The organism is Rhodobacteraceae bacterium Araon29, assembly GCA_039640505.1.
Classification (GTDB): domain Bacteria; phylum Pseudomonadota; class Alphaproteobacteria; order Rhodobacterales; family Rhodobacteraceae; genus CABZJG01.
In genome coordinates this window covers 3,623,815-3,642,799 of the sequence record CP046865.1, presented here as the reverse complement: position 1 = coordinate 3,642,799, position 18,985 = coordinate 3,623,815, and the positions used below count along the sequence as shown (strand labels likewise).

At 44.7% G+C, this 18,985-nt stretch carries 20 protein-coding genes; 6 read left to right on the top strand and 14 right to left on the bottom strand.

Annotation, left to right across the window (positions count from 1 at the left end; all coding sequences use genetic code 11):
- The first annotated feature begins 7 nt into the window (after positions 1-7).
- Positions 8-727, top strand: coding sequence for a flagellar basal body L-ring protein FlgH (flgH, locus tag GN278_17725; protein ID XAT62447.1), 720 nt, complete (start codon positions 8-10; stop codon positions 725-727).
- A gap of 10 nt (positions 728-737) precedes the next feature.
- The gene (locus GN278_17720) at positions 738-1,232 is read left to right on the top strand and encodes a flagellar basal body-associated protein FliL (GenBank protein ID XAT62446.1); all 495 of its coding nucleotides are present in this window, start codon (positions 738-740) and stop codon (positions 1,230-1,232) included.
- Here GN278_17720 and GN278_17715 read toward each other — a convergent pair whose 3' ends face one another.
- The 10 genes from GN278_17715 to GN278_17670 all read right to left on the bottom strand — a co-directional run bounded on the left by GN278_17715 (position 1,233) and on the right by GN278_17670 (position 10,774).
- The gene (locus GN278_17715) at positions 1,233-1,637 is read right to left on the bottom strand and encodes a hypothetical protein (GenBank protein ID XAT62445.1); all 405 of its coding nucleotides are present in this window, start codon (positions 1,635-1,637) and stop codon (positions 1,233-1,235) included. It lies immediately after the preceding gene.
- Positions 1,630-2,847, bottom strand: coding sequence for a flagellar type III secretion system protein FlhB (gene flhB, locus GN278_17710; protein XAT62444.1), 1,218 nt, complete (start codon positions 2,845-2,847; stop codon positions 1,630-1,632). Before flhB ends, GN278_17715 begins: the two co-directional genes overlap by 8 nt.
- The gene (locus GN278_17705) at positions 2,718-3,491 is read right to left on the bottom strand and encodes a type III secretion protein (GenBank protein XAT62443.1); all 774 of its coding nucleotides are present in this window, start codon (positions 3,489-3,491) and stop codon (positions 2,718-2,720) included. Before GN278_17705 ends, flhB begins: the two co-directional genes overlap by 130 nt.
- The gene (gene flhA, locus GN278_17700) at positions 3,488-5,542 is read right to left on the bottom strand and encodes a flagellar type III secretion system protein FlhA (GenBank protein XAT62442.1); all 2,055 of its coding nucleotides are present in this window, start codon (positions 5,540-5,542) and stop codon (positions 3,488-3,490) included. Before flhA ends, GN278_17705 begins: the two co-directional genes overlap by 4 nt.
- A gap of 30 nt (positions 5,543-5,572) precedes the next feature.
- Positions 5,573-6,250 (bottom strand): transglycosylase SLT domain-containing protein, encoded by a 678-nt coding sequence (locus GN278_17695; GenBank protein ID XAT62441.1) that lies wholly within the window; start codon positions 6,248-6,250, stop codon positions 5,573-5,575.
- Positions 6,251-6,330: 80 nt separating this feature from the next.
- Positions 6,331-8,442, bottom strand: coding sequence for a hypothetical protein (locus GN278_17690; GenBank protein XAT62440.1), 2,112 nt, complete (start codon positions 8,440-8,442; stop codon positions 6,331-6,333).
- On the bottom strand, positions 8,439-9,308 hold the full coding sequence (gene motA / locus GN278_17685) for a flagellar motor stator protein MotA (GenBank protein XAT62439.1): 870 nt from the start codon (positions 9,306-9,308) through the stop codon (positions 8,439-8,441). The genes GN278_17690 and motA overlap by 4 nt, the downstream gene beginning before the upstream one ends.
- Before the next feature lie 16 nt (positions 9,309-9,324).
- On the bottom strand, positions 9,325-9,909 hold the full coding sequence (locus GN278_17680) for a hypothetical protein (protein XAT62438.1): 585 nt from the start codon (positions 9,907-9,909) through the stop codon (positions 9,325-9,327).
- Positions 9,906-10,277 carry a hypothetical protein gene (locus GN278_17675; protein XAT62437.1) on the bottom strand — a complete coding sequence of 124 codons (372 nt, stop codon included), beginning with the start codon at positions 10,275-10,277 and terminating at the stop codon, positions 9,906-9,908. Before GN278_17675 ends, GN278_17680 begins: the two co-directional genes overlap by 4 nt.
- 11 nt (positions 10,278-10,288) lie before the next feature.
- A complete protein-coding gene (locus tag GN278_17670) occupies positions 10,289-10,774 on the bottom strand; it encodes a flagellar basal body protein FliL (protein XAT62436.1) in 486 nt (161 codons plus the stop codon).
- Between the two features lie 120 nt (positions 10,775-10,894).
- Between GN278_17670 and fliF the strand changes: the two genes are divergently transcribed.
- Genes fliF through fliP form a run of 4 tightly spaced genes read left to right on the top strand, consistent with a single transcriptional unit; the run spans position 10,895 to position 14,091 of the window.
- Positions 10,895-12,469 (top strand): flagellar M-ring protein FliF, encoded by a 1,575-nt coding sequence (gene fliF, locus GN278_17665; GenBank protein ID XAT62435.1) that lies wholly within the window; start codon positions 10,895-10,897, stop codon positions 12,467-12,469.
- Positions 12,466-13,065: a hypothetical protein gene (locus tag GN278_17660; GenBank protein XAT62434.1), complete on the top strand. Its 600-nt coding sequence runs from the start codon at positions 12,466-12,468 to the stop codon at positions 13,063-13,065. The genes fliF and GN278_17660 overlap by 4 nt, the downstream gene beginning before the upstream one ends.
- Positions 13,058-13,360, top strand: a complete 303-nt coding sequence (locus GN278_17655; protein XAT62433.1) for a hypothetical protein — start codon at positions 13,058-13,060, stop codon at positions 13,358-13,360. The genes GN278_17660 and GN278_17655 overlap by 8 nt, the downstream gene beginning before the upstream one ends.
- The gene (gene fliP, locus GN278_17650; GenBank protein XAT62432.1) at positions 13,357-14,091 is read left to right on the top strand and encodes a flagellar type III secretion system pore protein FliP; all 735 of its coding nucleotides are present in this window, start codon (positions 13,357-13,359) and stop codon (positions 14,089-14,091) included. The genes GN278_17655 and fliP overlap by 4 nt, the downstream gene beginning before the upstream one ends.
- Here the strand turns inward: fliP and flgI are convergent.
- The 4 genes from flgI to GN278_17630 are packed head-to-tail and all read right to left on the bottom strand — an operon-like array spanning position 14,088 to position 18,953.
- Positions 14,088-15,179: a flagellar basal body P-ring protein FlgI gene (flgI, locus tag GN278_17645; protein XAT62732.1), complete on the bottom strand. Its 1,092-nt coding sequence runs from the start codon at positions 15,177-15,179 to the stop codon at positions 14,088-14,090. The two genes, fliP and flgI, sit on opposite strands and share 4 nt — an antisense overlap.
- Before the next feature lie 8 nt (positions 15,180-15,187).
- Positions 15,188-16,192 (bottom strand): hypothetical protein, encoded by a 1,005-nt coding sequence (locus tag GN278_17640; protein ID XAT62431.1) that lies wholly within the window; start codon positions 16,190-16,192, stop codon positions 15,188-15,190.
- Positions 16,192-17,631 carry a flagellar hook-associated protein FlgK gene (gene flgK / locus GN278_17635; protein ID XAT62430.1) on the bottom strand — a complete coding sequence of 480 codons (1,440 nt, stop codon included), beginning with the start codon at positions 17,629-17,631 and terminating at the stop codon, positions 16,192-16,194. Before flgK ends, GN278_17640 begins: the two co-directional genes overlap by 1 nt.
- A gap of 20 nt (positions 17,632-17,651) precedes the next feature.
- Entirely contained in the window at positions 17,652-18,953 is a 1,302-nt protein-coding gene (locus tag GN278_17630; GenBank protein ID XAT62429.1) for a flagellar hook-basal body complex protein, read from the bottom strand.
- Positions 18,954-18,985 lie beyond the last annotated feature (32 nt).

Here is an 18,985-nt window from a genome sequence, read left to right as displayed (position 1 = left end):
ATGCGTCATGAATAATTGGAATATTGCCATTTTTGTTTTTTTTACAGCAAGCTGTGGTCAAAGTAGTGGATCGCTTCCTGCGTTCTCTTCGCGCGATGCTTCGATAGAGAGACAGGCGATGCTGCTGTCTGACGCCACAACATTGGCAACTCGGTCAAGCGCGCGGCAGCAAGCCTCGCTTTGGAGCAGAACGCGAAACTCATTGCTGGGTGATAGGCGCGCCTTGCGCCGCGGTGATATTTTAACAGTACTGATTGAAATTGATGACAAAGCAGAAATTTCAAACTCGTCATCTCGTGCCCGTAACGCATCGGACTCACTCTCTCTGCCAGATCTTTTTGGTATCCCTCAAAGGTTCTCAGGAAAATTGCCTGATGCCGCCAGTTATGACAGGCTAACAAAAATTGATTCAAAAAGCACTTCGTCTGGAGACGGTTCAATAAAACGCAAAGAAAAGCTTACCCTGCGCGTTGCGGTGACAATTATTGAAACGCTCCCCAATGGTGTCCTTTTTATTTCGGGATCTCAGGAAATCAGAGTAAACCAGGAATTGCGTGAATTACTTGTATCGGGTTTTGTAAGGCCTGAGGACATTTCTCGAAAAAATCAAATTACCTATGATAAAATTGCATCTGCGCGGGTTTCGTACGGCGGCCGTGGTCATATTAGTGATGCGCAGCAACCGCGTGTCGGCTTTCAAATTTTAGATGATTTGAGCCCGTTTTAGGTCAATATAAATGCACAAAATTCTCGCCCTAATCGTGATTTTACTTGGAGTGACTGCCGGGGTTGCTGCCGGTCTGGTCGCTAAAATTATTTCCATTGATGCTAACCAAAAAAGCCCAGTTGAACTAACGTCCTCAAAACCTGACACTCACATAAAAAATCAAACGCCTGCGAGTTTTAAAAAACAAGACTATTTAAAGCTAAACAACCAATTCATTATTCCGCTGGTGCAAGAGAATTCGGTTAATGGTTTGGTAGCCCTGTCCGTAAGTTTAGAGCTAGATTATGGATATAAAGAAACAGTTTATTCGTTAGAGCCAAAATTAAGAGATGCATTTTTGCAAATATTATTCGATCACGCCAACATAGGTGGATTTAATGGTCAGTTCACCGACTCGCTGAATTTAGATGTCCTCAGAAATAACTTGTTTGGTGCCGCCAAAAAGATACTCGGAGATAAGGTGACCGATATCCTGATCACTGACATCGCACGACAGGATCATTAATCAATTGGCTATAGTCTGCAATAACATCTGATCTTGAAGATCGGCGCGGCGGCGTAAAGCAAGGTTTTGGCGCCGTTGTAAGTCTAAGGAATTTATAAGATCACCCTGCGCGATCATTTCCGCCTGCCGGCTCGCAAGTAATCGTCTTTTTTCATCTTTGCGCGCAAGACATAGCGCAAGCTTCTGATTTAAAATTATTCGTCGGTTATCCGACCAAACGTGCCATCTATCCTCGTAACCAGTGAGCCGCATGGCAGAGACAGATGTGCTGCCAGAGGGGTGTTTATGCGCGCTGATTGACTGCAAAAGCGCCCTAAGCTTGGCTTCTTGTGCACACTCTATTTTGTAATTTTGCGCAGCTTTTTCGCGCTTTAAGTCGTAAATTTCAAAAATCTTTTCATTCATATCTTTTGATCTTTGCCTGATTTCGGACGTACTCTGAAAACCGAATAGCAGTTGCAACAGCTTGGTAATGTGCCGGCTCAATTTCACATCCAATGTCTACAGTTGCATGAATTGCGCGGGCTGTGACCGGGTCTCTGTGGATTGGGATAGCGTTTTCCATCGCACAGTCCCGGATTCTATGGGCTACATGATCTACTCCTTTGGCCAAACAGATTGGCGCTGTCTTAGAGCCAAGTGACCATTGCAGTGCAACGGCATAATGTGTGGGGTTCACAATCAATACGTCAGCTTTTGCTACATCCTGAAGCATTTTTTGTGTTGCTATATTGTATCCCTTTTGACGCCGAATCTGCTTAAAAAGAGCATCGCCTTCTGACTCTTTTAGCTCTTCTTTGACCTCTTGATGGCTCATACGGTTTTTTCTTTGAAAATCGGAGCGTTGCCAGAAAAGATCAAGAACGCCGAGGGCTAAAGATAATCCGACAATGACCGAAAGAAGGCCAAAAAATTGTTGCGCTAAAGCAAGCAGGCCGAGCCGCGCATCCACTAATGCCAGTCCGGAAATATATTCCAAATTATGAAACAAAAACGCCGCAAGGCTTGCCCCAAAAAGGGTTAATTTGGCAAGACTTTTGCAAAACTCGAAAAGACCGCGGCGCCCAAACTTATTTTTTGCATTTTCGATTAGCGATAGCCGGTTTGGTTTTAGTTTTAGTTTTTCAGGTGAAAATGTGACACTTTTCTGCACGATAAGGGAAAGGATGACGATACCAATGGGTAGCAAAAACCATGGCCCTATTGCGATCAAAATCTTAATCACAAGCGAACTAAGTTCCGCCCTTGGGGCGTCTTGAAACAAGCTCGAACTCAGATCATCAGCGGTGGCAAAAATATGCCGCAACTGACCGCCTGCATGCTCAAGACTGATTTTACCGAACAGCCAAAGCGCCACTAAAAATCCACCGAGTCCCAAAGCAGAGTTTAACTCGGTGGAACGGGGAACATCACCTTTTTCGCGCGCTTTTTGCAGCTTGTGTTCAGAGGCTTTATGGGATTTTTCCTCAGAAGCGCTTTGGTTGCTCAAAAGCCAGATCCTAGAGAAAACTGTAAAACTTTGTGAACCGCTTCTGCCCAAGTTTTCAGCATATATGGCGCGCAAATATAGAGTAGAAATAACCCGAAAAATGTAATTGCAGGCGCGCCGACAAATGCCACCATCAACTGCGGCATAGCTTTGTTGATTGCACCGAGAGTGACATTATAGAGCAGAGCGCTGACGCAAAATGGCGCTGCAATCCCAAACGCAAGGAAAAATACAAAATTAACATGGTCGACGCCTAGCGACATCACAGTGGCCGGCCTTATAATATAACCCGCTGGAAACAAATCGTAAGATAAAAAAATCATTGATATCAGTTGAACGTGAAATCCCATGATCATTAAAAGCGCCAACCCGCCGGTGGTTAAGAAATGCCCCATTGCAGGCATTGGCTCGGCACTAGTATTTCCAAGAATTTGCGAAAGAGATGTGGATTGCGCTGCGATAGAGCCAGCAGTTTGAAGTGCCAAAACCATCAACCGTAAAAGAAGCCCGATAAAAAGCCCAATTATGACCTCGCTGGCCAAGTAATTGGTAAAGCTTGACAGATTTTGGATAGAACGCCCACCCAGCTCAACCATCGGATACGTGACCAAAGTCAAAGCAATTGATAAACCCACCTTAATGCGCATCGGGATACTATGTTCCCCAAAGCCAGGTAAGATGGCCATCAATGATGCTATGCGCAAAAAAACAATGGCAACGGATCCCATAGTGTTCTGCCATACAGCAATAAGGGGTGCCCAATCCATCATGCTGAAATTGTTCCAATAACGGCTGGCTTTGCATCAAACCCCAGCTCTTCAAATGCAATGACATGGTTTCGAAGCCCGCGTGAGCGCAATATGGTTTTGATAAACTTTCGCCGCTTGGTGCTTGTAATGAGAGCGGCATCCGCGCCTTGATCTGATGTTGATGTCACTGTTTGGAAAATATTCTCTGCAAGATTGTTGAATATGTCCGGTGGAAGTGCCACGTCGCTGACGCCGGGCTCCTTGTCAATTTGGTAGCTGCTAAAGGTTTCTTCCCATTCAGGCGCCAATTGCAAAAGTGGCACTGACCCATCTGGCCGTTTGAGCGCTGCAATTATTTGGTGACCAAGCTTTTGCCTGACCTGCTCAACAACGACATCTTGCGGGTGCGAAGATGTTTCGGCCATTGATTCCAAAATAGCGGGTAGATTGCGGACTGAAACCTGCTCGGCCAGCAGTGCTTGCAGTGTGGCAAGCAATCTTGCCATTGTGATCTTTTCTGGGATGAGCGCATCAAACAGCTTTTGGTTTGCCTCAGATCTGGCCGCATCACTTAGCGACGTAAGTTCATCTAGCAATCCATAAAGCGCCCTCAGGGTCATTAATTTTGGAAAATTGAGTTTTAAGGTTTCCAGTAGATGGGTTGCCAAAATTTCTGAAGGCGTAACAACCGTAATTCCATTCATGGACAGTTCTTCTTGCTCGGCCGGATCGACCCATTTCGCAGGGGCCCCGTAAACGGGTTCTTTGGTTTCAGACCCTAAAATCAAATCTGTGTCACCATCAGGCAAAAGTGCCATAATCATTGACGGCTTGATTGTCGCGCTTGCATATTCGACACCTTGAAGCCGAATGACATATGTGCCTTCTGAAAGAGCAGCATCATCTGTTAAGCGTATCTGTGGTAAAATTAAACCAAATTGCGTGGCCAGATAGCGCCGCATGTTTGATATGCGGATGTCCAAACCTGTATTTTGATCCAAAATCATTGGTACAAGATCAGCTGCAAATTCAACATGGATGTCTTCTAGATCGATAATATCCCCAATTGACTTTTCTTGGGAGACGGGCTCGCTATCGTCTATTAAATCTTTGGCAGAGGATGGTGCAGACTGTTTCATCAAATAGGTAATCAACCCCAATCCAAAAGCCCCTAACAGAAATGGCACTGCGGGCAAGCCGGGCACACTGGCAAAAACGACCATTAAAACGGCAACAGCAATCAAAGCCTCTGGGTAGCGCGAAATTTGTGCAAAAACGGCAACATCGGTCGAGCCAGTAGTACCACCCCGCGCAAGTAAAAGTGCAGCTGCGATTGAAATGATCACAGCTGGAATTTGTGATACAAGCCCATCACCTACAGTTAAAATGGCATAGGTTTCAAAGGCCTCTGAAAGTGGCATCTGGTGGACAACCAATCCCATAGTCAATCCCATAACCAGATTTAAAAAGGTGATGAGCAGACCGGCTATTGCGTCGCCTTTTACAAATTTGGATGCCCCATCAAGCGAGCCAAAAAAGGTTGTCTCTTGTTGTTCAATATTGCGGCGTAGTTTTGCTTCTTCGTGATCAATTGCCCCAGCAGCAACATCACTATCAATGGCCAATTGCTTTCCCGGCATCGCATCCAAGGCAAAACGGGCACCGACCTCAGCCATCCGGCCAGCACCTTTGGTAATGACTGCAAAATTAACAATCATCAGTATTCCAAATACAACTAGCCCAAGAAAAACGCTGCCGCCCATAACGAAATTTGCAAAGCTTTGAATGACATTGCCAGCTGCGTGGGTTCCGTTATGGCCCTCTCCAATAATGAGTTTTGTTGAAGAAACATTTAGGGACAGCCTCAGCATGAGCGATGCAAGCAAGAGCGTAGGAAAAGCCGAGAAATCCAGAGGCCTTTCAATAAATAATGTCACAGTAAAAATTAAAATTGCCAAACAAAATGAAAAAGCCAGACCCAGATCAAGTGCCCATGACGGCATGGGCAAGATCATCATTAAAATAACGGTCATTAAAGCCACTGCCAGCAAGATGGTTGGGCTCAATGCCATTTTAGCTAGAGCATTTAACTGTGGCCACATTTAATTTAGCTGTGGAACTAAAGGTGGGTTGCGTACAAAGGTCGATATTGGAACCAAAGAGCCAAGGGATATCGGTTGAAAAGTCGCTGATGGTAATGGGAAAACAGCATTTTTTAAGGATGCCTTTACCGCAGAAGGGATAGTAAGTTGCTCAAATTGCTTTTTGTACCGCGCCTTATAAAGCTGGGCATATTGGTCTGTTCGCGAATGAAAGGCGCCAATTGCAATTGGCCAAGATCGGGTTTCCAAAAAAAGTGATTTAAGAAAGGCAGCTGCGTAGGCTGCATTTGCGTTGGGGTCGAACATTTTTTCAAGCGAAGAAAAATGAGACCCGTGCCACCGATAGTTTATTTGAAAACAGCCAACATCAAAGCTCTTTGAACCGTTTTGGCGCTGATCTTTAGCATAACTTAGTGCGGCCGCTTTGGTCTTAAACCAATGGCCTGCACCGTTAACATTCAAGGTCCATGGCCATGGCTCAGTCTGGTTCTGTCGCGTACGGCCTGTTTCAATTCGGGTGATTGTCAGTAAAATTTTCACAGGAATTCCTGTATTTTTTGCAGCCTGCACAGCGGCGCGATCGCAAGCTTGCGAAACTGCCGAAATTGCTGGCGAACTGTGGCTAATTACCAATAAGCTTGCCAATAAAAATCCACCAAAAGCCCGTTTTATTATCATAAAAACTGCACCAATATTTCAAAGGTTCAAGATGGTTAGAAACTACTCAGAAGATGTTTTTTTTTGGTTACGAAGTTAGGTTATTGTGCCAGGCTTTGGACTGAGAGAAGCGCGGCCCCCAGAACGGATCGCAATTGCTGACTGTTGTTCACCAAGTAACGATTTTGGGCAAGCACAGCCATGTCTTTGCTTGGGTTTTGACTTCCCAATTCCAACAAATCCGCCAAAGCTGGTTTGCCAAGGTCTCTGAGCCCATCGGCATTTTGATTATGCCATGCCGCAACAGTTTGTTTATCAGCATCGTTGAAACTTGCAAAAACCTGTTCAGCAAGACCGAATTTGCCTGTAGCCATCAAAGCTTTGGCTTGGAGCATAAGAGCCGATGGATCAGACAAGCCATTTAATAGAGCCAGTGCCTTTTCTGGGGCTTTGCGTTCAAGTGCAATCTCAGCCATTAAAACCTTTTGCTCGTTTATCATTGGCTTTGATTTAACGCTGTTTAAAAAACTTTCTGCACGCTGCCAAAAGCCTAAATTTATTAAACGCTTGGCTATTTTGGGCAATGCGCTATCCAATTCTTTTGGGTGAATGAAAAAGGCTGCTTTTATGAATGCGGCATCTGAGGCTTTGGAGGTCATGAGCTGTGCAAACTCATTGTCAAATTGATGGGCCTTTGGCGCAGTTTTGTAATGTTGAAGGGCTCGGTGATACTTACCGCCCATAATAAAAGCCTTTATCTGATAGTGCTGTAGGTGATGGCCAATTTCACTATCTTTGTATTCCCAAGCAAGCACTCCGGCCAAATCGGCAAATTTATGGTCAATGGGCTGGTTTAGATATATTTTTAGGTCAATAAATTCAATCAAAGCGTCAGGGGTCACCGATGTGGTTGAGCGCAAAATACTTTCCAAACGCGCGACTGCTTTATCGCTTTGACCGGCATGTCTTTGCAATCTTACAAACATCAAGTCTTGGCCTAGAGATGGTGTAGAACTAGTTTGTTCAATATGGCGCACTATGGTTTCAGACAGTGCGCTATATCCGGCTTGCAAAACCCGCTCTGCGACTAAGGCACCAAGGCGGGGCTTTAAATTTTGTGGCAGCGACATAATGGCAAAAGCGATGGCATCAGGATTGAGATTTGGGTTTTTGGGCAGCGGGTCTTGAAGTAAAATCGACCATAAAGCTGCATGCGTATTACAGCTAAGAAACTCTTTAAAAAAGGTGTTTGCCGTCTGTTCTTCAGGGTCTAAAATATCCGCGATCGCGAGATATTTTTCTCGGTCTTGGGTTATTTGAAACGCGTTAACAGTCTGGCGCGCTTCGGCCCCAAAGCCCAAGGCCAAATAAAGCCTGATCAAACCATCCACCGCAAGCGGATTAATCTTATCAAATTCGCCAACCAGCTTTGATCGTGCGATGGCTATTTGTTCATGAAAAGGCATCCGTCCAGCCCATTCAAAAAGGCTAAGTTCATCATTTGGTGGGCATCTTATGCCCTCTTGAGTCAGTGGAGGGTTTCGGTCAATGGCCAGATGAGTGCTGTCAATGCTGTCTGATATTTCCAAATTTGTTGGCTTTGGTTGCGAACTTGCACCCACCGAAGGTGAGAGGATATTGTTTGGTTCAGTTTTTTCAAGAATGTTTGCGGCGCTTGCTGCACTCAATGCGTTAATCAAGAGCGCGCGGCTGGCCCCTATCTCAGGAAGCTCATTTAAATCAGGACCCGCTTTATCCGTAAAATCCGAGATGAAAGGTATCATCCGAACTGGCGCTTTATTTAAAAACAAGGGTAATAGTGCGTTTGGACCCGCTTCCTGTTCAGGCTTTACATTTAGGGATGGTTTAATGTCGTAGACCAATAAGCCAGTTTTGGTGGTAAATTGATTTGCACGACAGTGACACCCAAATTGCAAAACAATCTTTTTGCTGTTGGAGTCGACGAAAATATTTCTAATTCTGCCTTTGTGCAAACGCGTGAAGAACCCATTGGCATTTAATATCGCAGAGTGTCCATGGAACGTCAGCTCGATCCCATCCACAGTATGCTCGCTGGTCCATCTGCTGTGCTCAGGGATATAAAATACAACCCGGGTAAAACCATCATGTTCCCCCGATCGGGCTTTTATGTTCAGTGCAAAGGAAGGTGTTGCAGCACACATAATGAAAAGGGTCACTGCAAATTTAATCATGCAGCTGCCTTTTTTATGTCCTTTAAATAGGTTTCCAAAGCAGAAAAACTTGGGCGATGGTGTTCAGGCGTGTTTTGACGTCCAACTTCGATACAGTTGCTGGTCGAGTGATTATGTAGGTTTGCAATTAAAACCTCTCGGATAAGATTATAAAACTGCGCGTCTTGTTCGACCAAGGCTTTTACCTTGCTCGCAAAGGGTGCCACCAGACCATAGGCAAGAAAAACGCCAAGAAAGGTTCCAACCAGCGCTCCACCGATCATTTTTCCTAAAATTTCCGGTGGTTGATCAATTGAGCCCATGGTTTTAATTACGCCCAGAACCGCCGCAACAATTCCCAAAGCGGGCAAACCGTCAGCAACTGTTTGCAATGCATGACTGGAATGCAGCGCATGGCTCAAAGTGCTATGCATTCTTTTATCTAGCACTTCTTCAACTTGATGAGGATCATCATAATTCATTGAAGCAGATCGCAGCGTATCACAAATCAAGTTTACAGCCTCAAAGTCTGCTTGTATCTTTGGATATTTTGCAAAAATTGTAGATGCTTTGGGATCTTCAATATGATCTTCAAGAGCCAGTGCATCTTGTCTGCAAAGGTTTATGATTTCGAATAAAAGACATAATAAATCCCTATAATCTTTATGCTTCCACTTTGCCCCTTTAAACACCAAACCCAAGTCTTTAAGGGTTTGCATGATGGTAGACTTGTCATTGCCAATCAAAAATGCCCCAACAGCGGCCCCTCCTATAATCATCATTTCAAAAGGCAGAGAATGAAGGATGATACCTAACTTGCCGCCTGCAGCCAGGTATCCACCAAAGACCATCGCAAAAATGACAAGTATGCCAAGAAATTCGAACATAAAGGGTTTCCAATCTTCAATCTGTTGGGGCGTTGGCGTTTCGACCTGCAAGTAAAATACTTATGGCATAGGCCTTTTGAGGGCTGAGCCCGGCCATAATTTCTGCGGCGCTTTCAGGTGGCATTAACCCTAAAAATCCTGAGGCAAATTCAGAGTCCATTTCTTCAAAAAGACGCGAAGCCTGCTTTGGTTTCATAGAGGCGTAAACTGATGTAAGGTTTTCAATGTCGGACTTTGCAGCAGTCTGACTGATTGCAATCGCTTGAAGTAAATTGTCTTCTGCCTGCTTTAACTCTGTAAGTTTTTGATCCACCGCCTGATGCGATAGAGTTAAGGCCAGTTTTTGAGAGGCAATAGATGCCTCTTTCTGGCGGAGCGATTGGCTTTTTTCCTGAATAGCGAGAATCATTTCCTCAATAGAATTATCTGTCTGGCAATTGGCAGAGCTAAGGATCTGGGTTTCGGGGTCATCGTTAGTATTTATATCTGGATTAGCTGCAATGGCCTCTCCGGTATATAGACCCACCCGCAATGCTGCCGAGACTAGCAAAAATCCCGCAATTACAAATAGCGGCGACCGTCTTGTTGGAAATAAACTCATTGCCCAGTACTTTCGCTGGCTGCGCGCCGACTAAAGAGAGGCGTTTGTTTTTGGTCTGTTGGCTGAGGAGGCGTTTGTGGCTTTGTGGGCAAGTCATGCATAGAGGCCATCATCAATTCCAAAGACCGCGCGACGCTTTCGGCGCGTTCGGTAATTTCGATTAATGAAGTATTCGAGTGTTCTGCAGAAGCTTGTGTCGCCGTCATGGCTTTTTTTAAGTCGTCTACTTGTACAGAAAGTACAGAAACCGCGCCCCCTACGCCTTTTTCAAGATCGTTTAGCCGCGATAACCGCTTTGATAGGATGATACAAAATACACCAGCCGCCAGTGTGCCGGAAATTAATAGTACATCTGCGATAAAATTCACTTTTATAGTCCTTAATTTAACACAAATTCTGAAATCAAAAGTTCGTTTACGGTGGTTTCACCAAGAACAATTTTCACGCGGCGCAACATTTTCGCCCTAAGTAGTGACAATGCAGCTGGTTGCTCTAGTTCCGACAATTCAATTGCGCTCAGAAAAGTATTCAAAACATCAACGATACGCGGTTTGAGCTGTTCCACCTTGTGTTGCTGCGCGCTAGGAACCTCAAGCTGCGCTCGAAGCCTCAAATGTGACTTGTCAGCGCCCTTTCCAAACGAAATGATGATTGGGTCCAACGGCACAAATGCAAAATCATCAGCATCGTAAGCTTGGTCGGAAACCAGGCTTTTGTGGGTTGATTCGGTATGTGATGGGTATAGATATTGGATCAGGTAAAAAGCCCCAAATCCTAGTATCAAAGATAATATAAAGCTTATAATTAACAGAGGCTTATAATTGGGTTTTTGAAATACTTCAGAGTCTGTCTTGGTATCAACCATGTGCAAATTCCATTTTGCTGTCACGATTAACTTATAAACCCTGCGCCACTAACCGAATCTTAAGGCAGATCATCCAAACCTAAACCTGTGCAACAGAAGTTGCGGCAGGCGGAGAGTTCTTTGGAAAATTTCACAATGATGATGCAAAATATGTCAGTCAAAAGGCGTATTTTACTGGGTCTTTCAACTGGACTGCTTGTGTTGGTTGTTGGGTTTTTTGTGCGCGCGGCCTTAGCACCTTCTTACAAGCTCTTATATGCCGGATTAGAAAGCGGCTCTGCAGGACATGTGATAGCGGCACTCGATCAGCGTGGTGTCTTATATCAGATTAGAAATGGATCTATTTTCGTTGATCAAAAACAACGCGATGAACTTCGCATGACACTGGCCAGTATAGGTTTGCCAAAGGCCTCGACACAGGGTTATGAGCTGCTCGATAATCTGTCTGGTTTCAGCACGACTTCGCAAATGTTTGATGCAGCCTATTGGCGTGCCAAAGAAGGTGAATTGGCAAGGACAATAGCCTCTAGCCCGCACATAAACTCGGCTCGTGTTCATATTTCTAATCCATCGACTAAATTCATCGGACAACAGCTGAAAACAAAAGCCTCGGTAACAATTAGTCCAACCAATGGCGGCATCAGTCTGCAACAGGCCAAAGCGCTAAAATATCTGGTTAGCTCGGCTGTATCAGGATTGGCTGTGTCTGCTGTTGCTGTCATTGATGAAGACTTTGGTCTGATTGCGGATTCTGAGGCTAAAAACACAACGCCGCTGGCTGACGAACAAGCCGCGCGAATTAAGGCCAAGGTTGAGCATTTGCTGGCGGCGCATCTGGGATTTGGAAACGCCATCGCAGAAGTAAGCCTTGAAACTTTTCAAAATACAGAATCAATTATAGAGAAAAGTTTTGACCCAAAAAGCCGTGTTGCAATTAGCGTTAACTCTATCGAAACCGAGTCCACCTCAAAGGCGGCAGACGATCAAACTGTAGGGGTTGCATCAAATCTGCCAGATGCGGGTGGTCAAGCTTTAAGCGGTTCTCAAACCGCCACCACGGAAATCCGAGAAACAACAAACTATGAGGTTTCCGAAACTCAAAGAGAGCTAACGAAATCGCCACATAGAATTGAACGAATGACTGTGGCTGTCTTGGTAAATAGGCAAGCGATTGCTGCAAGCGATCCAGAGCAGACCTTAGATATATTAAGTGATATTAGAGAGCTGGTTGAATCAATTGCCGGCTTTCAAAGTAACCGAGGGGACGTTATTACGGTCAAAGCGCTTGATTTTAAGCCAAGAACTGCCCAAGTGACTACACCTAACCCTACGAGCATGTTTTTTCCAGAAGTTGATATAACCTCGCTTCTAAAAGTTTTAGTTTTGGCCGTAATAGCGTTAATTTTGGGCCTACGAGTTATTCGACCTATTGTTTTAACCACAGTTAAGGCGGCAGATACCAATCTGATTTCGGGGCCCATCGTAGGATCACCCCAACCGCAAGTCTCTCTTGGGCAAATGGAAACAGAGGGCCGAGAACCACTAACGGCGCTGGTCGAAGTGGGCGCACAAAATCAACATGTTTCAGGGGCGCATGATACGGTTAACCGTTTGCGCAACATGATCGGAGACAAACAAGAAGAAACCGTCGAGATATTGCGTAATTGGCTGGAAGAAGGCCGAAAAACGCCATGACCATCGCCCATCTTTTAGAAGATTTTTCTGCATATGACAGCGCTCGACGCAATGGTGGTAGCGCGAATGAGGAAATCTTTGATTTGGTTCGCCTTGAAGGGTTTGACGCTGGCTATAAGGCTGGCTGGGATGACGCGACCAAGGCGTTGAAAGACAATACAGATTCCATTTCTGCAACCCTTCGTGAAAACCTGTCGGATTTAACATTTACGTATCATGAAGCGCGCAATGGCATTTTAAAAAGTCTTGCTCCGGTGATAGAAGAGATCATTCAGTCTGTCTTGCCGATGATTTTGCACAACAGCTTTCCAGCATTTGTTTTAGAAACTATTCAAGAGCTTGCCAGTGATAGCAGCAATCCAACCGTAAACTTGCGGGTTCACCCAGATCACGCTGACGTTCTATCCAAAGAATTGGACCAAAGTCTTGATATGCCGTTTCGGGTCAAAGGTGATCGATACCTTAGCAAAGATACAGCGCTATTGGAAATTGGTCACACAGAAATGGAAATAGATTTTACTGCATTTTTGGAAAAAATTTCTGGAACAGTATCGACATTTTTTGACCCAGAAAAGGGATCTGTAAGATATGGCTGAAGCCCCCCAACAAAAAGATATAAATCTTCAAACAGACCAAAGCCCGTTCAGATCTGTGCCGATTGAAGTGACGGTAATAGTTGGGAAAGCGCGCCCAACAATTAAGGAGCTGTTAGAACTTGAACACAATGCTGTTCTGGCCTTGGACACACAAATCGATGATCCTGTCGAGCTCTATGTGGGTAGTCAATTAATCGCTTGTGGCAATTTAGAAGAAATTGCAGATGGAATGAATGCAGGAAAGTTGGCAATTCGGCTGACCGAAATTATAGACAGCAAATTTATGCTTTCATGAGCAAAACTACACATATTATTTTATATTGCCTATTAGCACTTTTAATGTGTGCAACTCAGGCAAACGCACAGGGGTTTTCCATAGATTTCTTGGAAGAAAGCTCTTTAACCCTAAAGACGCTTCAATTGATCATTTTAATTACAGTTCTTAGTTTGGCCCCGGGGATTGCGATAATGGTGACCTGCTTTCCTTTTATCATAACGGTCCTTTCCATATTGCGCCAAGCACTAGGGCTTCAGCAAGCTCCACCAAATATGCTATTGGTGAGCCTCGCATTATTCCTGACATATTTTATTATGGAACCGGTGTTCACAGCAGCATGGATTGATGGGGTCGCCCCCTATTTTCAACAACAGATGGCTGTTGAGGAAGCGCTGAAGAAAACAACGGCACCTTTTGCGAAATTTATGCTTGGCCGGGTTGACCAAGATACTCTATCCTCGCTTTCTGCGCTTCGAAATTTAGACCTTTACAGCGAAAGCCCACCGCCACTTTCCGTATTAATTCCAAGTTTTATGCTCTCTGAAATAGCCCGCGCCTTTCAAATAGGATTCCTAATTTTCCTACCGTTCGTGATCATCGACTTGGTGGTTGCTGCTATTTTGATGTCTATGGGTATGATGATGGTTCCCCCAGCTATGGTTGCTTTGCCGTTTAAGCTTGCGTTTTTTGTTGTTGCCAACGGTTGGGCATTGATCGCAGAAGCACTGGTCCGAGGGTATGTCCATTAGTGCACTACAAATTCTGCATGGAGTGCGCCTGCAGCTTTGATACTTTTCAATATATCGATCATATTTCTCGGTGATACACCTAATGCATTAAGGCCGGACACTAGCTCAGATAGGCTTGCACCCGAAGGGATTTCGGCCAAAGCCACTTCATTTTCGTCAACGATGCTGACATCTGTTCTGGGCACCAGCAATGTCTCGCCTTTTGAAAACGGATTGGGTTGAATTGCGAGCGGGGTTTCGCGAATACGAAGGGATAGTGTGCCCTGGGATATTGCTACATGTGAAATGCGCACGTCTTCGCCCATAACGATTGTTCCCGAACGTTGATCCACAACAACCCGAGCTTTGCGTTCAGGTTCGACGACAAGATTTTCAATTTTGCTAATGGCATGTGCAGGCGAAAGGGATTTTGTTTTTATAATATCGATAACAACAGTTCCAGCGTCAAGCATACGTGCGACATTGAGGCCGTAAGCACGATTGATACTGTTTTCAATACGCAGAGCAGTTGTAAAATCAGCCTCGCGTAACGCCAAACGTAATCTTTCTATTTTTGAAAAATCGTAATCCACCTCACGTTCTATTCTTGCCCCTGATGGGATCACACCTGATGTTGGAACGCCGTTGACTTGTTTTCCGGCATCGCCTTCTACAGAGGCGCCGCCGGCGATAAGTGCGCCCTGAGCAACCGCATATATTTGCCCATCTGCCGCATTGAGCGGTGTCATGATTAGGGTGCCCCCTAATAGACTTTTGGAGTCACCGATTGCAGAAACCGAAACATCAATTTTCGATCCGGCGCGTGCAAAGGCCGGCAAATGCGCCGTTGCAAAAACGGCTGCAACGTTTTTTGGCCTAAACTGCTCTCCGGTAATATTCACTCCTAGGCGCTCAAGAACATTCGACATGATTTCTTCTGTAAATGGGGCATTTCGCAGGCTGTCCCCAGTTCCGTCAAGGCCCACCACCAAACCGTAGCCAATTAGATCATTGGCGCGCACACCTTCATATTCAACAAGATCTTTTATCCGAATGGGCGTTGCAAATCCGGAAGGCACCCAGGACACCATGCACAAAACAAAGAACATAAAACACTTCATTCAAAATAATCCATGAAAGAAAGCTTGGATAAATGTGAAGTCAACAGATAAAGGCTTTCCAATTGGTTTTCAGCAGCTTTTAATTTAGTGGCAGTTTCATAAGGATCAGCAACTGTTAGATCATTATAGCTTTGCTTAAAGGTGACAAGTTGAGCTGTGTCGTGTGTTACCTGATCTTCAATTTTTTCCTTTAAACTCCCAAGCTCTGCGCGCACTTCGATTAATGCGTCATTTGCGCTCAGAAGTCCTTCAGCGGCAAATTTAAGAGCACTCTTCTGCTCGTTTTTTGATAATGAGGCCGTGGTGGCAACAACAGCAAGAGCAGCGCTTTTGAGAAGATCGCGAAAATGGTGATCATTTGCACGAAGTTCAAGCTGAGCAGGCATATCAGGCGAAATTTGAAAAGTCTTAATGCCTGTTTGAGAGCCTTTGTAAATGTCTTTCTGGAACGGTGAGGACGGCCCATCAAACCAATCATCCAGTTTGTCCACAAGCTCCTCTTTTGACGCAGAGCCTGATGAAAAACTTTGAACTTTTTCAATAATATCTTTTGCCAAGGGAAAGGGTGATTGACTGGTTTTACTACCTGAAAACAAGAATCCGCTAGGGCCTTTACGGTTCAAAGCAGAGATCAAGCCCTCAAAAAGTGTCATGGTCATTTTTTGAGTTTTCGCATGAGAGATTTGTGCATTTGAGCCAATGTCTTGAATGAGTGTTTGTCCAACATCCTGAACTAGATTTTGTATTTTTTCGACAGATAAATCCACTTGGTCAAAATAAGAATTTGCATCCTTTTGAACAGTTTCATAGGCGGATATGATCTCAATTTGGCGCTCTAAATATTGAATTCTGGGAATATGTGCTGTGCGATCCTGACCAAGATTAGAAAGCCTGCCGGTGATAAGTTCCTGATTGAGAGATGTTATTTTTGCATTAAGTAAACTGGATCGATCTTGAAAAATCAACAGTTTGGATAAATCGGATGTTGCAGATATAGTCATTATTTAAGCTTCAATATGAGGGATAGCATTTCATCGGCGGCTTGGATGATTTTGGCATTGGCGGCGAAGGCTTGCTTTACCTGTAGAAGATGCTGCATTTCCTGGTCGGTATTTACGGCGTGGCTTTGTTCACGCAATTTTAGATCTTTGAGAAAGCTGGAATTAAAGACTGCTTCAGTTTCAGCGTCGGCACTTTGCAGTGTTACATCGGATAACAGGAAAGAAGTCTGATCAAAAATAGACATTTCTTGACTGCCTGCGCCAGGACTTTCATGGCCAAGGGCCTCAGCAAGCTTTACCAGTAGATCGGCGCTTCCCTCATCAACTGAGCTTGCAATGCCTATTCCTTCGCGTATACGCCAAAGCGCACCCCCTTTGCTTGGATCAACCCGTTCATTAATTTCCAACCTTGCCGAAAGACCCGCAAGGTTGTTTGAAGTGGCGTTCGCACCGCGGTCAGTGAACAACCCTGGATCATTTTCCCCAAGACTTGGGTCAATCTCAGAATTACCTAGGGTTTTGGCGACATTCATTGCTAGATCATCCAGTGTTGACTGCATTTCGGGTCCGAGAGCATCGCGGATTTCAAAGGCTGCTGCTAGTGTCCCACCTGCAAGTTTTAGGTCAAAATTTGAAACATTGGCTTGACCTTCAATCAGTAATTTTGAAAGCGTTTGTTTTTTGACGTCTGAGTGTGAATTTAAGCTTCTCGTTGGCTCGAATGATATCTTTGCAACAGTGCTATCAAGCAGCATCTGGCCAGATGTGGAATACAATGACATTTTACCTTCGCCACGATCAAAGATCTTAACTGGTAAAATTTTGGAAATTTTATCAAGCAGTTGATTGCGTTTATCCATCAAACTAGCTGTATTCTTTGATAAGGATTGTGCAGTTACAATTTGTTGGTTCAATTTTTTCAAGGCATTTAATGATGTATTAAGTGCTTTTACTTGCTCATTTATCGTATTGTCCGCCTGCAATCTTTCTTTTTGAATTCCATTTGAAATTTTATTGAAGCGCTGGGCTACAGCGCTTGCAGCATTGAAAACGGCCCGTAAACGGTTTGTATCTTTTGGCAGACCTGAAGCTTCTATTAATTTGCTTTCTAAGTTAGATATATCGTCCGAAAGTGTATTCCCCGAACCTGTTTCGCCAATTAACTTGATCAAGTTGTCAAAAAAGAGCGACCGCGCTGATGATTGCTCATTCTTGGCATCTGCCAGACGGCGCTCCTTGATGACAACTGTATCTTCTTGACGCAGAACACCATCAATTTTGACGCCGCCCTGAGAGGAATGGCGGCTTGATACTATCAAATCCCGCTTTGCATATCCCGGAGTGAGAGCATTTGAGACATTTGAAGATATAAGCTCGGCCGATTTCGCGGCGGCCCCTAAACCAGATAGGGCATTTGAGAGAGCAGAGCCTATAGACATGGGTTACCTTTTTGGGTGTTCTAGCGGATTATATTTGTGGTTTCTTGCAACATTTCATCTACAGTCTGGATGACTTTGGCATTTGATGTATAGGACCGCTGGGTTTGTATCATTTTCGTCAATTCTTCGGCCACATCCGTCGATGATTCTTCTAAGGCATGAGACACAATATCGCCCGTGGGCCCATCACCGGCATCCCATAAAAAGTAACTGCCACTTTCAGGAGATGGCATGTAAGTTTGCTTGTCCAATGCAACCAGACCATTTCGGTTTGGTAAATCTACCAAAGGAACTTGATAGATGCGGCGCGATATTCCTGTATCAAAAGATGCGTAGACATCACCGGACTCATCCACTGAAACTGAAGTTAGGTTTCCGACGGATGATCCATCTTTCTGAATTGAAACATTTGCAAATGTATCAGAAAGTTGAGTTAATCCATCGTTATCGCCAATTTTTCCAATTTTTATCTCTAATGGTCCACCAGCCAACGCAACGGTCAACGATCCGGAGCCGCTGTCGTAATCACCGCCAGATGTCATTGTGACGGATTTCAATGTCCCACCCGAGGTACGATCATCTTCAAATTCAATGATATATTCCCCAATAATATCAGAATTTGACGCGGTATCTCGAAAGGTCATTGTCCATTGGTTAGAAGACCCATCACTAGGAATTGTTGGGGAGAATTCAATTTGCAAATTCTCAGACCGCCCTAGGTTATCGAAGTACTCTATGGATGTATTTTTTGCTTCTCCGGAGGCGTTAGAATCTGTTTCAGTGGCGGGTAAATTTATGGCGATATCCATCTTGGTTGTTGGCTCGCCAGAAAACTGGTTCACATTGATTTGAATAGGCTCTAGCCCATCACTTGTATCACGTGGAAACGTTGGAATTGTTCCATCCGGAAGCGCTGGCCATCCCATCAGCACCAAGCCAGATTCGGTCGTTAAGAGACCATCTTCGTTGGTGCGGAAAGATCCGGTTGTCGCAAGTAGCATTGTGCTGTTGCCATTATCTGCGGAAATTTCCGAGATGCGTGAAACCGGTAGCATTCCGCGGCCGCGGACTGCAAGGTCGGTTGAATTTGATGTTGTGATAAGAGCGCCGCCCTCATCTATCAGACGTTTATTCGTAGTTCTTACGCCACCAGCAGAATATTTATCGCCCTTGCTTCCAATCACCAGAGAGTGAAAGTCGGTTTCGACGCGGCGGTAGCCATATGTTGAAGAGTTTGCAATATTATCTGCAATTGTGGCCAAACGGGTTGCATTGGCCGCAAGACCAGCAACGCTAGCATTTAGGGATGAGGAAATAGTCATTTAATACGCCTTTCTGTCGCAAAACGGGATAT